The 16,023-nt window shown below is 38.7% G+C and carries 16 protein-coding genes; all 16 read left to right on the top strand.

The annotated features are described in order from the left end of the window. Positions 1–75: 75 nt before the first annotated feature. The 16 genes from DBR11_RS21475 (at position 76) to DBR11_RS21400 (ending at position 15,952) form a co-directional block, all read left to right on the top strand. A complete protein-coding gene (locus DBR11_RS21475; RefSeq protein WP_158275358.1) occupies positions 76–651 on the top strand; it encodes an RNA polymerase sigma factor in 576 nt (191 codons plus the stop codon). Positions 652–727: 76 nt separating this feature from the next. After that, on the top strand, positions 728–1,930 hold the full coding sequence (locus DBR11_RS21470; RefSeq protein ID WP_108554670.1) for a FecR family protein: 1,203 nt from the start codon (positions 728–730) through the stop codon (positions 1,928–1,930). A gap of 215 nt (positions 1,931–2,145) precedes the next feature. Further along, the gene (locus DBR11_RS21465; RefSeq protein WP_108554669.1) at positions 2,146–5,487 is read left to right on the top strand and encodes a SusC/RagA family TonB-linked outer membrane protein; all 3,342 of its coding nucleotides are present in this window, start codon (positions 2,146–2,148) and stop codon (positions 5,485–5,487) included. 27 nt (positions 5,488–5,514) lie between these two features. Further along, a complete protein-coding gene (locus DBR11_RS21460; RefSeq protein WP_158275356.1) occupies positions 5,515–6,966 on the top strand; it encodes a RagB/SusD family nutrient uptake outer membrane protein in 1,452 nt (483 codons plus the stop codon). An 8-nt stretch (positions 6,967–6,974) separates the two neighbouring features. Further along, positions 6,975–9,716: a S9 family peptidase gene (locus tag DBR11_RS21455; RefSeq protein WP_108554667.1), complete on the top strand. Its 2,742-nt coding sequence runs from the start codon at positions 6,975–6,977 to the stop codon at positions 9,714–9,716. Positions 9,717–9,748: 32 nt separating this feature from the next. After that, positions 9,749–10,591: a hypothetical protein gene (locus DBR11_RS21450; RefSeq protein WP_108554666.1), complete on the top strand. Its 843-nt coding sequence runs from the start codon at positions 9,749–9,751 to the stop codon at positions 10,589–10,591. A 15-nt stretch (positions 10,592–10,606) separates the two neighbouring features. Then, entirely contained in the window at positions 10,607–11,281 is a 675-nt protein-coding gene (locus DBR11_RS21445) for a DUF4397 domain-containing protein (protein WP_146186617.1), read from the top strand. A gap of 16 nt (positions 11,282–11,297) precedes the next feature. Beyond that, positions 11,298–11,729, top strand: a complete 432-nt coding sequence (locus DBR11_RS21440; RefSeq protein WP_158275355.1) for a MauE/DoxX family redox-associated membrane protein — start codon at positions 11,298–11,300, stop codon at positions 11,727–11,729. 61 nt (positions 11,730–11,790) lie between these two features. After that, positions 11,791–12,057 carry a hypothetical protein gene (locus DBR11_RS21435; protein WP_108554663.1) on the top strand — a complete coding sequence of 89 codons (267 nt, stop codon included), beginning with the start codon at positions 11,791–11,793 and terminating at the stop codon, positions 12,055–12,057. Between the two features lie 50 nt (positions 12,058–12,107). Beyond that, a complete protein-coding gene (locus DBR11_RS21430; RefSeq protein ID WP_146186616.1) occupies positions 12,108–13,142 on the top strand; it encodes a hypothetical protein in 1,035 nt (344 codons plus the stop codon). A 12-nt stretch (positions 13,143–13,154) separates the two neighbouring features. After that, positions 13,155–14,015: an alpha/beta hydrolase gene (locus DBR11_RS21425; RefSeq protein WP_108554661.1), complete on the top strand. Its 861-nt coding sequence runs from the start codon at positions 13,155–13,157 to the stop codon at positions 14,013–14,015. A 10-nt stretch (positions 14,016–14,025) separates the two neighbouring features. Then, entirely contained in the window at positions 14,026–14,445 is a 420-nt protein-coding gene (locus tag DBR11_RS21420; protein WP_108554660.1) for a hypothetical protein, read from the top strand. After that, the gene (locus DBR11_RS21415; protein WP_108554659.1) at positions 14,442–14,633 is read left to right on the top strand and encodes a hypothetical protein; all 192 of its coding nucleotides are present in this window, start codon (positions 14,442–14,444) and stop codon (positions 14,631–14,633) included. Before DBR11_RS21420 ends, DBR11_RS21415 begins: the two co-directional genes overlap by 4 nt. A 20-nt stretch (positions 14,634–14,653) precedes the next feature. Continuing rightward, positions 14,654–15,043 (top strand): AraC family transcriptional regulator, encoded by a 390-nt coding sequence (locus tag DBR11_RS21410; protein ID WP_108554658.1) that lies wholly within the window; start codon positions 14,654–14,656, stop codon positions 15,041–15,043. Positions 15,044–15,257: 214 nt separating this feature from the next. Next, a complete protein-coding gene (locus DBR11_RS21405) occupies positions 15,258–15,557 on the top strand; it encodes a hypothetical protein (protein ID WP_146186615.1) in 300 nt (99 codons plus the stop codon). Between the two features lie 56 nt (positions 15,558–15,613). Next, on the top strand, positions 15,614–15,952 hold the full coding sequence (locus DBR11_RS21400) for a helix-turn-helix domain-containing protein (RefSeq protein ID WP_158275354.1): 339 nt from the start codon (positions 15,614–15,616) through the stop codon (positions 15,950–15,952). Positions 15,953–16,023: the final 71 nt, after the last annotated feature.

The following is a 16,023-nucleotide window of genomic DNA, read 5'->3' as shown; positions in this document are numbered from 1 at the left end:
CTTAAATACATACCATTGCAATAAGTTTTTAGTATTTTTAAATAACCAAATAAGCCAGTTCGTGAAACGATGAAGATGTACGCTACACTTTCTGATGCGGAATTGCTTGCTTCTTTAAAGCAAGACAGCAAAGCTGCGTTTGATGAAATTTACAAACGGTACTGGCAGAAATCATTTAACGAGGCTTACAAACGACTGCGTGAAGCGCAGGTTTGCGAAGAACTGATACAGGATGTATTTGCAGATCTTTGGTTAAAGCGGGTAGAAAAGAATATTGATAACCTGGAGGCGTATATTAATGTCTCGGTGCGCTATCAGGTATTTATGCAGTACAAGAAAGGAAAACGCTTACCCGTATTTGAGGAGCCCTTGGAACACATGGCCATAGCCGATACCCAGGCCGATTCCGAAATCAATTTAAAAGAACTCAAAGCAAAAATTGAGCAATGGCTGGAATTACAGCCGGAGAAACGTAAAGAAATCTTTAAGATGAGGTTTCAGGAAGAACTCTCTACAAAAGAAATCAGTGACATTTTGGGAATAGCGCAAAAGACCGTACAAAACCAGTTGCTCACAGCAACCAACCATTTAAAGGATACACTGGATAAAGCGATGACCATTTCTATGATTTTAATGGCGATGAAAAGCTGACCGGAAAAAATATTTTCATTCGGTATAGGACATTCGGTGATTTTAATATACTGTATTTAAAAGACCCGAAGATTGTATGCAAGTTTCAGATCAAAACACATTCTTAAAACTCATAGAAAAGTACCTGAAAGGTGATGCTTCTGCAGAAGAGGTGGAGGTTTTGGAAAGCTACTATGAACTTTTTAATGAAGGTCCAAATGCATCGGATCGTTTGTCTGTGTCTGATCTTCAGAAAATTGAAGCAGGTTTGAAATCTGGTATAGAATCAAAGATTCAATCTTCTGAAAATGCTGCAACTGGTTCTATAAGAAAAAGGATCACTCAACAACTTTGGCCAAGAATTGCTGCGGCAGCAGCTGTTCTTTTGGTTGTAGGCTTAAGCATCTTCTTCTATACATCTCGTCATCTCGAGGGAAGCGCAGCGACGAGAGACCTGTCAGCAAACGACATCAAACCCGGCTCTAACAAAGCCTACCTCATCCTGTCCAACGGCAAACGCCTATCCCTAACCGATGCCGCCAACGGCGCCATCGCCAAAGAAGCTGGCGTTGACATCACCAAAACAGCCGATGGGCAGGTGATATACGAATCTCGGACTAGCTATTCGGATGCTCTCAACACAATCGAAACGCCCCGTGGGGGGCAGTATCAGATCCGACTCCCTGACGGATCCAAAGTATGGCTCAATGCCGCCTCTAAATTGATTTATCCTGTTACCTTTATTGGGCGTGGGCAGCGGGAGGTTACTTTAAGCGGCGAAGCCTACTTCGAAATAACCAAAGACAAGCAACATCCATTTAAAGTAAAGAGCGCCGGGCAGGTGGTAGAAGTGCTGGGAACACACTTTAACATCAACAGCTACGCCGATGAACCAGTTGCTAAAACTACTCTACTCGAGGGAAGTGTCGCCGTTCGTCATGTCGAGGGAAGCGTAGCGACGAGAGATCTCTCCTCACGTCGAGATGACGTAGTCCTCAAACCCGGCCAACAAGCCAGTTTAACTGGTACTGCAATCAAAGTAACCGAAGTAAACCCGGACGATGCTATTGCCTGGAAAAACGGTGAGTTTGTATTTAATGACGAATCCTTACAAAACATTATGCGCAAAATAGCTCGTTGGTATGATGTAGACATCATTTACAAAGACGTTAACCCAAATAAACCTTTTGGTGGTTCCGTTTCCAGATTTGAAAATATTTCTAAAGTACTGGAGAAGCTGGAGCTCACCGGAAGTGTACATTTTAAAATTGAGGGGAAAACCATTTACGTTACTAAATAAACGCTTAATTAACCAATATCAACTAACCACTAACCAACAACCAACAAATGAGAAATTTTTATAGAAACGACCCTTAGTCGGGCAGGTAGAAAAACAACCAGAAGTGCTTGAACACTCCTGGTTAGTGTTTGGCGTAAAGTCAATAATTAAATCAACCGTTTAACCGCAGGTGCCCACAGATTGGAAGCTTAAGGCAACTGCATATCATACCAAGCATGCAAATATATGTAATTATACAAAGATATTGGCTTATTATGCGATTAACCACCGTACTATTAATAGCTACACTAATGCAGGTTAGTGCTGCGGGTTTTGCCCAAAGGCTCACTATGCAGAAAACTCAGGTAAGTTTAAAAGAGGTCTTTATAGAGATCAAAAAGCAAACAGGCTATAATGTGGTCTGGGATTCAGAATTGCTCAAAAATTCAAAACCTGTAGAGGCGAAATTTGATAACGAAGAAGTATGTAAGGTTCTGGATCAAATTTTAGTGAAGCAGAATCTGGATTATACCATTACCGATAATACCATTGTGATTAAGGAGAATAAAAAACCTTCCTTTCTTGAAATTTTTTTTGATCGTTTTAATAATATTGATGTTAGTGGCAAAATTTTGGACGAAAATAGTAAGCCACTTCCAGGGGCTAGTGTGAAAGTGAAGAAAACAGGGAAGGGCGTGAGTACGGATAAGGACGGGAGGTTCTTTTTGAGAGGCGTGGAAGAGGGTGCTGTGCTCGTGGTGAGTTTTATTGGGTATTTGCCAAAGGAAGTTAGTGCTTCGGCAAACATGGGGAGTGTAGTGTTAGAACAGAGTTTGTCGAAGCTGGATGAAGTGCAGGTGATAGCTTATGGAACAACAACGCAGAGGCTGAGTACTGGTAATGTGACGACGATTAAAGCTGATGTGATTGAAAAGCAGCCAGTGAATAACCCGTTGCTGGCGCTGCAAGGAAGAGTGCCTGGATTATTTATAGAACAGGCGACAGGTTTTGCAGGAACGGGAGTGAAGGTGAGGATACAGGGGCAAAATAGTATTTTTAATGGTAACGAACCCTTTTACGTTATTGATGGAATTCCTTTCCCTTCTCAATTATTACCTGGAGATAATGGGATTTTGAATGGTGCAGGTGGCCTTATAAGTGGAAGTAGTCCACTTAATTTTATTACTCCTTCAGACATCGAAAGTATTGACATACTAAAAGATGCTGATGCAACGGCTATTTATGGTTCGAGGGCTGCTAATGGCGCAATTTTGATTACCACTAAAAGAGGAAAAGTAGGGGATACCAAGGTGAATTTGAATCTTCAGTCTGGTTGGGCGAAGGTGCCGCGGGAGCTGGACCTGATGAATTCTCAACAATATTTAGAGATGAGAAGAGAAGCTTTACGAAACGATGGCATTGTAGCTCCCGCGCTTGGTCCGTATGTAGATAATGATTTAAATGGAAATTGGGACAATACTCGTTATACCGATTGGCAAAAGGAACTGATTGGAGGAATTGCAAGTTATCAAGACATAAATGCTTCAATTTCGGGAGGAAATGATCGAACTACTTTTTTAATCGGTGCTAGTCACCATAGAGAAACAAATGTTTTTCCAAATGATTTTTCGGATAATAAAACATCTGTTCGTTTTAGCATCAATAATACTTCGGTTAATCAGAGATTTAAAATCGAGTTTTCAGGAAGCTATTTATTTGACAATAATCGATTGCCAATTACAGATTTAACCAATGTGGCGAGAACGCTCGCTCCCGTTGCTCCAGAATTGTATACGCCAGATGGTTACATAAATTGGGCGCCCAATGCATCCGGAAATTCCACGTTTGCTGGTAATCCGATAAGATATTTGTTTGATAATTCTTCAAATAATACAAGTAATTTGATGAGCAACATGAATTTGAGTTATCAAATTATGCCTGGTCTGGAGATAAAAAGTTTGTTCGGATATAATAAATTAAATTCTAATATAATTTACAAGCGGACTCTTCAATCTATACCTCCTGAAAGTCTTCCATATGCTCAAAGATCAACAACTCTTGTAAATAATGAAACTAATTCATGGTCTATCGAACCACAATTAACATATAGTCATAATCTAAGTAAAGGCAAGTTAGAGGTGCTTTTGGGTACAACTATTTCTAAAAGTATGAACTTGGGATCTGGAATTGTAGCATCTGGTTTTAGTAATGATCTTGTGATGGAGGATATACTCTCTGCTACAAGTATAAGAGCAGGCTCATCAACTAATTCACTATATAAGTACAATGCTGCATTTGGCAGGATAAATTACAACTGGCAGGATAAATATATTTTAAATATCACTGGTAGGAGAGATGGAAGTTCTCGATTTGGACCTAAAAGCCAGTTCCATAATTTTGCCGCAGTCGGTGGCGCCTGGATTTTTTCCAATGAATCATTAATTAAAGATCATTTGGCATTTTTAAGTTTTGGAAAGCTAAGAGCAAGCTATGGAACAACTGGAAGTGATCAGATCGGAGATTATCGCTTTTTGAGCTTGTATGACCCTCTTCAGCAAGACATAACTTATCAGGGAGTTGTCGCTTATCAGCCAAATCGCCTAACTAATCCATATCTGGAATGGGAGGAGACACATAAATTGCAATTTGGCTTGGATTTAGGGTTTCTAAAAGACAGAATACTATTAAATGCCAATTACTATAGGAATCGCTCATCCAATCAATTAAGTTTTTATGTTCTTCCAGCTACTACCGGTTTTCAATCTATAGATCAGAATTTAACAGACAAAGTAGAAAATGCGGGATGGGACTTAACAATTGCAAGCACAAATCTAAGGAGCAAAGATTTTAAGTGGTCAAGTAGCATCAATTTGACTGTACCAAAAACATCGTTGATACAATCGATTGATGTTCGATTTCCCACGACAGTCGTAGTTGGGGCACCGTTAAGTGCGATTAAGGTTTATCATTTTTTAGGTGTAGACCCTTTAACAGGAATTTATCAATTTGAAGATCATAATGGAAATCCAACATCTACACCCGACCCAACTTTAGACGCGACTGTTTTGCTTGATGTTGCACCTAAATTTTATGGGGGGATTCAGAATTCATTTTCGTATAAAGGTTTTCAACTAGACTTTTTATTCTCTTTTGTAAAACAGATTGCTCAAAACCAATTATTTGGAGTGAATTCATTTTCTCCAGGCTCTTTTGGGTCTGGTGGTCAGGTGAATCAATTGGCCTCTTTGTTAGATAGGTGGCAAAAACCCGGAGATATCTCTTCGACACAAAGATTCTCAACTATCAGTTCCGATGTAAAGCAGGCCTTGAGTAATGTGAAGAATAGTGACGCAGCATGGTCCGATGCTTCTTATATACGTTTAAAAAACGTTTCTCTTTCTTGGCAATTACTTGAAAGATGGAGTAAAAGTGCACATCTACAAAATTGTAGCTTATTTGTACAAGGACAAAATCTATGGACTTTCACAAACTATAAAGGACTGGATCCGGAAACTAAAAGTTCCACTTCTCTTCCTCCTTTAAGAGTAATTACTATAGGTTTAAAAGCCACTTTATAAATGTTTTTTAATCTAAAAAATAACGAAATGAATTGCAGAATAATTTTCACTTTGGCTTTGATGTTTGTAACGATCACATTCAACAGTTGTAAAAAACTCGTTGAGATAGATGGCCCAGCAACCAGTTTGAGTTCAAAAAATGTGTATAACAATGATGCTACGGCTATTGGTGCAGTTACTTCTTTGTATGTTAACTTAAGTAACGGCAGTCCAACATATCCACAAGAACTTACTGGTTTGTCTGCTATTGCGGGTTTATCTGCTGATGAATTTGATTATTATGCCGGGGCACAAAACCAAACTTTATCTGTGTACTATCAAAATGCCCTTAACTCACTAAACATATATAGTGGTTTTTGGGAGACGACTTATCAAAGGTTGTATGTGGTCAATGAAGCTTTGGAAGGGCTTGGGGTATCTTCTGGACTGACTCCTGCAGTAAAACAACATTTACTGGGAGAAGCTTATTTTATGCGGGCCTTCTATTATTTCTATCTGGTGAATTTATATGGAGATGTTCCGCTGGTATTAAATACCGATTATACTATCAACTCATTGATTAAGAGATCATCGAAAGTGCTGGTGTACAATCAGATTGTAGCCGACCTGAAAGCAGCGCAAAATCTTTTAAGCGAGGGTTACTTAAAAAGTGATGGGATTACGACTTATCCGACTGGATCAGAAGAACGGGTGAGACCAAACCAAACAGCTGCAACGGCTTTACTGGCCCGCACTTATTTGTTTATGAAAGATTTTGTCAATGCAGAGATACAGGCATCACTTGTTTTAGCAAATACGTTACAATTCCAATTAGAACCACTGGATAAGGTGTTTTTAAAGAACAATAGAGAGGCGATCTGGCAGTTGCAGCCTATTGGAAACGGATATAATACACAGGAAGCAAGGGCCTTTATTATCCCTGACGAAGGACCATCGGGTTTTAATCCAGTTTATCTGAGCAGCGAATTAATGAACGATTTTCAACCAGGTGACCAGCGCCGGAATATCTGGATAGGGAATGTACATGCAAATGGCACACTCTATTATTATCCCTATAAGTACAAGATCAAAGCATATGCAACAAGCATTACAGAATACAGTACGGTGATGCGTCTGGCAGAACTGTATCTGATCAGGGCCGAATCCAGGGCAGCACAAAATAAACTGGGCGATGCCATTTCAGATGTAGATAAGATTCGGGGAAGGGCGGGTTTAGGATTGATTCATGATACCAATCCAATGATCAGTCGAAACGATCTACTAAGTGTTATTTTCAAGGAAAAACGGATAGAGTTTTTTACAGAATGGGGGCATCGCTGGTTAGATCTGAAACGAACAAATACAATAGATGAATTAATGTCTAAAGTTACACCGAAGAAAAGTAATGGTGGTGCATGGAAAAGTTACCAGCAATATTATCCAATTGGATCTTATGAATTGCAGAGTAATCCAAATTTAACACAAACTCCAGGATATTAATAATAACAATGATGAGATTTTTTTTAATAATGGTGATGATTTTCTGTGTAAACTATGTGTTTGCACAGAAACCAGTAATAGATTCTATTGCTTATAAACAATGGACGGAATTAGATGGTCCAACAATTAGTAAAAATGGGCAATATGTATACTATAATATTAAGAATGTCCCGGTAGGAAGTAAGACTTTAGTTGTGCAATCTATAGGCGGCAAATGGAAAAAGGAATTCAAAGGAGGATTGAAAGATGGTCAGCAGCTTTTTAGTGATAAATACTTCTTATTTGTCACTAAAAATGATAGCCTGGGTATGCTTATGCTCGGAACTGATCATATCCAATATATTCCAAATACCTCATGGTGCAACCTGAAGGAGATTAAAGGAGCAGAATATCTGTTGTATCCCACTAGTCATAATTCAAAGGACTTAGTTTTAAAGAATTTGAAAACTAGTAAAGAAAGAGTATTTAATGATGTGGATAGTTGGGACTTCGACGATGATATTCTGATTTTAATTAAATCTAAGCAAGGTACTAGACAATCCATAAATCTTGCGAATATAACCACAGGTAAAATTTCTGATATATGGGAAGGGGATAAACCAGAAAATCTAATCCTCGATGCTAAGCATAAGCAACTGGCATTTAAGACTGGTGATTCAGTTTGGTATTATAAATTTGGCTCGAAATCCGCTATTTGTATTTCGGGTAAAAATTCCTCCGACATCGAACAGGGTCTTCATTTAGGTTATCTGGATTCCTTTAGTAAGGATGGTAAGTTTCTGTTTACTTCCTTACTCGGAAAAAGGGAGGCTATAAATTCTAAAAATGGAATCGTAGAGATCTGGAGCTATACTGATGTACAATTGCAAGCTGAACAAGAGAATGCGCTCACTGATCAAAAATATCTTGCAGTAATTAATCTAGAGAATCGTCATGTTATACGATTACAACAGCAACAAGGAGAGTGGTTTCAATTTTCAAAATCTGGAGATGCTAAAGAGACATTTGCCTTAATAGAAAATGCCCGCATTGGCGAGTCATGGAGTGTTACAGGTAAATTTACATGGGGTTTAGTTTCATTAGAAAATGGACAAAAGAAAACATTGGATTTTTTGGATAACATCTCTTTTGTTAAACTTTCGCCTTGTGGAACATACATAATATACTTTGATAGAATAAAAAAAAATTATTTCAGTTATGAGATTGCAACAGAGAGAATTCGGAATTTAACAAAGGATATCTCTGGCATTACAGATATAGACACTAAATGGGATAATGGAGCGGGAATGAGTACATTACCAAGAGGCGCAGTAGGAGCTGTTTGGACGAAAAATGATGAATCGATTTTGTTATATGATCAGTATGACATATGGGAGTTAGATCCATTAAATGTTAGAACGCCTGTGAATATTACCAATGGATATGGAAAGAAAAATGGACTAATATTTCATTTTGGCTTAAAAGAATACGAGGAGCTATTTGTCGATAAAAACGAAACGCTTATTCTAAATTGCTTCGATTTAAAAAATAAAGATAACGGTTACTATAAGAAAAAATTAGGTGAAAGTGGCGATCCACGTTTGTTGAACATGGGGCCATATGTTTTTGATCTAGTCAATGCTGGCTATCTTCCTGGGGAAATCAGTTTCTCACCACGTAAGGCAAAAAATGTAAATGTATATGTGGTTAAAAAAATGTCTGCGTCTAATGCTCCCAATTATTACAGTACAAATGACTTTGAAAGTTTTACTCAGTTAAGTCATCTAAATTCCGAAAAGGAATATAACTGGTATAGAACAGAATTGCACAGCTGGAAATCATTAGATGGGACAATACTACAAGGGATTCTTTATAAACCAGAAAATTTCGACCCAAATAAAAAATATCCTGTTATTTTCCATTACTATCAACGTAAATCGGATGGCTTAAATTGTTATATTAAACCTGATTTATCAAAGGGTAACATGGATATTCCAACCTTTGTAAGTCATAGCTATTTGGTCTTTAGTCCAGATATTTATTATAAAGAGGGGAGTCCTATGCAGGGAACCTATGATGCTGTGGTTTCTGCTGCTAATTATCTTGCGACGTTGCCCTTTATTAATTCAAAAAAAATGGGTATACAAGGTAATAGTTTTGGAGGTGTCCAAACGAATTATTTAGTTACACATACCAATTTGTTTGCTGCTGCTGAAAGTTCTTCAGGACTTGCTGATTTCGTTAGTAGTTATAGTAGTTTGTCAGATGGAGGGACAGGATCTAGTGAGCAAGGGTTTCATGAAACCGGTCAGCCTAGAATGGGAGGAAGTCTTTGGGCAAGACCAGAAGCCTATATTAAAAATTCCTCAATTTTTCAAGTACATAAAGTAACCACTCCATTACTATTAATGCATACTAAAAAGGATGGTATCGCTGGATATCAGAATATCATTGAGTTTTTTACAGGATTGAGGCGAATGGGGAAGAGGGCCTGGATGCTGGTGTATTCGGAAGGAAATCATGGTGTCAGAGGAAAAGAGGCAGATGATTTCAGCATTCGAATGATGCAATTTTTTGATCACTACTTAAAAGATAAGCCCGCTCCACTTTGGATGCTGGATGGCGTAGTTGCTAAGGACAGAAGCTGGAAAGCAGGCCTTGAATTAGACACCAAAGGGAGGACTCCTGGGCCAGGTTTATTAACCACTGAAGAACAGAAAAAGGTCGACTCTATCATGATTAGAGAACCTATAACCATTAGACTGAATTAAACAATAAGTAAAAAAACTAACAAGAGAGACATATGAGACGATTACTATTTGGTTTGGCTTTTTTAAGCCTTTCAAGCCTGGGCTTTGCCCAAAAAAAGACCGATTATACAATAGTACGCTCCTTAGTAAAGGAAGCAAAGGAAAAAGGTAATATGAAGTTAATGGACTCCCTAGCGCAGAGTTATATCAGCAACTATCTTTTTAAATTAAAGAAAGAGGAGTTGTATACGAAAGAGAACCTAAACTTTATGGGAGATTTCTTGAGTAGTGAGGATAGCAAAGCTTTTAAGGTTTTCAAGAACGAACCCGAAAAAGTGAATGCAGTGTTAGGCGTTTATCAGGCGCAAAATAAGATTATGGATTTTATTAATAAAAAATACCTGCCTCAAGGAGATTTTAAAAAAATGGATAGACCGGATTGGGATGCTTTGGAAAAGATGGTTTCAGCAAAGTTCGGCGCTCTTGGCCAGGAGATTGTATGGGGCCAAAGAATGGTTTATCATTGGATATTAAAGGATAATTGGTCGAGTTTTGCAAAATATTATGTACTGTACTTTCAAAGGGGTCTAAAGCATCCCAGATATCATATTAATAATATATCATGGTATGGCGTTTTTGAGCATGTAAATGATCCTAAAGTACTTGAATTTTCAACCCAAGTAATGCAATATGCTTTGGAGAACTATAACCAAAATGATGCTGCATGTTACGATACCTATGCCAACTTACTTTATAAAGCGGGACATAAAGAGAAAGCAATAGAATGGGAAGAAAGGGCTGTGAAACTATCTAATAATGATAAAAGCATAGTGGAAACCTTGGAGAAGATGAGAAACAATCTTCCCACCTGGCCCGTAGTCACTAATAACTTATAATCAAATTATACAATTATGAAAATGACATTTTTATCCATTATGACGCTTTTATCAATGCTGATTTTATTGTCCTGCAAAAAACAGGACATCAAAACGACTCCGTTGGCGAGTTTACAAGTTACTAATGCAGTAAACGGTAGTGGAAATCTGGTTTTAGGTACTAATGCCACTGCGGTTTACAATAACTACTACCAGGCTTTTGGAATGCTGACTGGAAGCAGGGAGATTAAACTAGTGGATACTGCTGGGGGTATTAACAAAGTCTATTATAACCAGACGAAGGATTTGGTAAATGGTGGGGTGTATTCGCTGTTTTTAGCTGGAACTCCCGCAGCGGTAGAATCCGTGTTTATAAAAGAAGAAAACATCCCTTCCCATGCAGCAGATGTATTTGGCGTAAGGGTGATTAATTTGGTTAAGGATGGTGTCCCCATCCGCGTAAATTTACAAGGAAGCGCTACCAGTTCTTTTATAACCAATTTGGCCTATAAGGAGATTTCCATTTTCAAGGATGTTTCGTCAGTAGCTGCTGAAGGAGATAAGGTTTTTGAACTCAGGAACTCGGCTACTGGTGTTTTGATTACTTCATTTACAGTGCCTGGTTACGACTTGCCAAGGTTCAGGAACATTACGCTTGTATTTGCTGGTTCAATAGGTGCGGAGACTACTTTACGTGTAAATAATTATTGAGATTGACATGAAAGTCATGAATTTAAAAGCAAAAACTGTGACTATAGATGGGATTTCGGCTCTTTTTATCCTACTATTTGTTTATGCTGCTTTAACTAAAGTGATGGATTATCAGAAATTCAGAATTGAACTGGGTAAATCTCCTTTGTTAAACAGTTATGCCAAGATAATTGCCATTACAATACCTGGAATTGAACTGCTGATTTCTCTGCTCATTGCTATTAAACAATTTCAGTATTATGCCCTATACCTTGCCTTTAGTTTAATGGCTGTGTTTTCAGCCTATATCGTAGCCATTTTAAAATTCAGCCCCTATGTCCCATGTTCTTGTGGAGGCATTTTGCAAAACATGACCTGGACTCAGCATTTAATCTTCAATATGTTTTTTTTGGGGTTGGGTGTTGCAGCTATTTTATTATATCCAAAAAGACCAAAGAACTTACTCTAGACTAAGAAGGAAGGTCTGCATCCTTGAAATTGCAGGCAATTAATTTAATAACTAAAAAAAAATGAAAATTAGGAATTTATTAATGACAGTTGCTTTTTTGCTAGCTGTTACTTCAGCTTTTGCAATTAAAGCTAGAGGAAAAAATTACGATTATGTAGCTTATATATTTCAAGGTAAATGTTATCTTGGTCCTGGTCCGACAAATCCAGTAGATTGTGACCAATCCTATACCGGCGCGCAATGTACCTATCTGGGACTTCCTGCCTGGGATTATGACATTACAGGATTCCCCCCTCCAACATGTACCATTCCTCTAAGACGACTTTAATCATTTCAATTTGCCTGGGTTATTTATAACCCAGGCTATATATAATTTTTATGATGTTTAAGAGAATACTATTGCTAGTTGTATGCTTTTTAGGAAGTGTTTTTATGGTCATTTTATTGTGCTTCTTTTCTGATGGTTTTAGGCACAACAAAAATAATTTTATCCGTTTGCTGCCTCCCTCTAAAGTGACGCCAGGGAATATTTTAGATTTTAAGACTCAGGGATGGAATTTTGCAGGTTATAGTAGTGATTCCATTTATCTAGGGAATTTGTATACGCCTGACAGGCTGGTGAAAGTTGACTCTGAGTTAAGAGATACTCTGGCTGTGAAACTGGGTATTCCAAATCGTACGAAATTAACCAAGGGTTATACCAATTTGGTCGATGACAGTTCAGTTTACACCCTAGATGGAAATCGGCCACTACTGCTTGCAGGAAATAAATCGAACAGAGTTCTAGCGTCTGCTTCTAAACCACCTTTTTTTACCCAGGCTATTCACACTGGAGGTAATTCATTTGTTTTAAGGGTAGTCCAGGCTGGTCAAAATAAATTGGTTACTTATAGGACGGATTCGGTAGGATTCAAAATGGCTGCAAAGCTTTTGGAAAAACAGGTGGATGGAATCTTTTGTACAGACGGAAACTTGGTTAAGGTCCCAAATTCTAATAAAATTATCTATGTGTATTACTACCGAAACCAGTTTATCTGTACAGATGACAACTTGAACTTATTGTATAAGGGAAAAACCATTGATACCGTTTCGCATGCCCATATTAAAGTGGATTACATCAAATCGCTCAATGAAACGACCATTTCCTCACCGCCGCTATATGTAAACAAGCAAAGTGCAGCGAATGAAAAATACTTGTTTATCCATTCGGCATTAATTGCTGATAATGAAGTTGCAGAATCTTTGGAGAAGGTATCGGTGATTGATGTATATGCGGTGAAAGATGGGAAGTACCAATTTAGCTTTTACCTGCCTGATTTTAGAGGAAATAAGATTAAGGATTTTAGGGTTTATGGTCAGTCTCTATATGCCCTCTATGATCACTATCTATACAAATACCAATTGAACTTTTAGAACGAATCACATATGAAAATATTAATATCAATGCTCTTTTTAATGGTTGGGTATACCGCGGTAGCACAACTAGTGCTGCCGCTTTACCCCGATACTATTCCTGGAAGTACAGTGAAACTCTCCAAAGAAGATGCGCCAACCCTGACTCTATATCTACCCATCAAAGAAAAAGCTACAGGAACAGCCGTACTGGTGATCCCCGGAGGAGCTTATGGCTTCCTTGCCTTTGAAGAAGAGGGAATTGCCATAGGCAAAGCCTTTGCTGAAAAAGGAATTGCAGCTTTTGTGCTAAAGTATCGGTTGCCGAAAAAGGAAACGATGCGGGACAAAAGCTATGGACCACTCATGGACGCACAACAAGCAATGAAAGTGATCCGGTCTAATGCGGTGAACTGGAATGTCAATCCTGCGAAGGTCGGTGTAATTGGGTATAGTGCAGGAGGTCATTTGGCTTCTACTTTAGGTACTCACTTTACCAAGAGCTATATCCCCAATAAAGATAACATAGGCCTTCGGCCAGACTTTATGATCCTGGTTTATCCTGTGATCAGTATGGATGATCAATTGACCCATATGGGATCTAAGATTAACTTGTTGGGTATAGAACCAAGTAAGGAAAAAGTGGATTTGTTTTCCAATGAGCTTCAGGTAACCAAAGAAACGCCTCCGACTTATTTGACGCATTGCGGTGATGATCAGGTAGTGGATGTGAACAACAGCATTGTGTTTTACCAGGCTTTACAGAAAAATGGGGTAGATGCGGAATTGCATTTGTTTCCGAAGGGGAATCATGGGTTTACGCAAAGGTTGCCTGTGAGCGAGTGGCTGGATCCGATGCTGGGATTTTTGAAGAGGGAGGGGTTTTATAAATAGCTTACGAACGATGAAAAACAAACAAGGATTAAAATACAACATACAGCTCTTCGTTCAGCTTCTGGATGAGCTGGAAGGTAGCTCCGGTGATATTCCGGCAACTGTATATGCTAAAGTTGATGTAGCCTACCGAAGCTTATCCGGCTATCTTTTTGAGGTAATCTTATCTCAGAATGAAGACCTGGAGTATAAAAGATCGGTCATTAAAAAGTTTATCTCCTCATTACTCGTTAGAACTTTTGCATTGCTTAAAGAATATGGTCCGGTGCCTGAAAAATCTGATATTAAATTGAATTTACACCATGCTACGTTGCTACAAATCAAAGTGAGTTTAATACGCATTTTCCACTTGATTAATTATCGGTCATTGGAAGACCTCTTCCTGGAACTGGATCTGGTGTATCGTCGAATTTTAAAATGCAGCTTATGAAAGAGAATTTTATCCCCGAAGAATTGGTCAAAGCTTTCCTGGAGCATGTGGAAGGAAAATCCTTTACGCTTGTTGATGTAGCAGTGGCTTTAAACTTAGATGACGAAACTGCAGTGAGCATTCTGATCTACTTAATAGAAAACAAGATACTTGATGTAACCTGTACCTGGGTGCCTAATAAGAAGTAAAAGAAATGATGTAGGGACTTATGCTAACAAAAACGAAATCATATAGCAGAGGATTTAGGCTGGTGGACTCAGGCTATTATGCGCCAGACTTTCAGCGGTTAAGGGTATTGCAGTCTTTGATTGAATTGGATTTTAGGTATAACCGAGATATTAACGTGTATGCTGTTAAAATGGGTACCAGTATCCATGCTTTGAACAGATTTGCAAAAGCTTATTTAGGCAGGTCTGTGTATGAGCTATTGCAGGACAGGATCTATAGAGAGGCTTTGTACTTGTTGCAGCACTCTAGGCATACCATAAAGGAGATTTCGGAACTGTTGAGCTTTAGTGATTTGCCGTACTTCAGCAGGTGGTTTAAACAGAGAAATGGCCAGACTGCGAAGGTTTACAGAAAGGGGTTTAAGACGTGAATTGCATGGTGCAGGAGAGGGAAAATATGTTTCTGATCGCGCTGGATCTTACAGATCCTGAGGCTTGATCATGAAATCATATTTTCTTGGGTGCAGACCGGTGAGGGTTCATAATAATTCTCCTCTCTGCCCTGCGGGCTAATGCCCTTTTTTAACCTTGCATTCAATCAAAATATTGACAAAAATTATTAAAAATCTAACCAAGCATAAATTTATGATTACTAAAAACGACTTGATCCAGTACTTCTGGAACCATTCTAACTTGATCACCTCTACTGAAGGTGTTGAACTGCAAATGCATGGGGATTCGCTTATTGAGGCTTCTGTGCTGCTTCGGAACCATGAGCCTGGTGTTGTGAGGCTTCAGTTGCGTGCGGCGTTTGATCCTTTGCAGAGATTTATAGAGGCTTTTCAGTTGGGGTCCTTGGAAGATGTTAAAGGCATCAGCATAGAAAACCTGATGCTGCTGTATAAGAACGGGAAAGCGGAACTGTGTGTAACGGAATATCTGTAATTGCCTGATTTGCTATAATGGTGTTGTTTAAGGATCATGATGTTATTGGTAAACTGATGGATTTGATTGAAGTGCATTTCAGGGAGCAGAAGAATCCGGGGTTTTATGCGAATCAATTGAATATGACACTTTGGAGGATCAATCGCCTGGCTCGTATTTATCATCAGAAGACGGTTTACCAGTTGGTTCAGGACCGGATACATCGGGAGGCGGAGTTGTTGTTGAGGACTACTTTGATGACGGCTAAGGAGATTGCGTTTGAGGTTGGGGTTTGTGATCCGGCGTATTTTAGCAATTGTTTTAAAAGGGTTACTGGGTTGACGCCATTGAAATATAGGGAAAAAACCTGCTCTTCTTTTCTCACTAGACCTTCCGCGAAGGGCTTCAGGCCCTGAGGTGTGAAAAGAGGTGCAGGTTTTTTTGGGGGAGGGTGTCCGGGGAAGGGGGATAGTATGGTGTGTTAGGT

The organism is Pedobacter sp. HMWF019 (assembly GCF_003061025.1).
In the GTDB taxonomy this organism is placed as follows: Bacteria; Bacteroidota; Bacteroidia; order Sphingobacteriales; family Sphingobacteriaceae; genus Pedobacter.
Note: the sequence above shows the minus strand (reverse complement) of the source record. Positions and strands in the feature narration are given on the sequence as shown.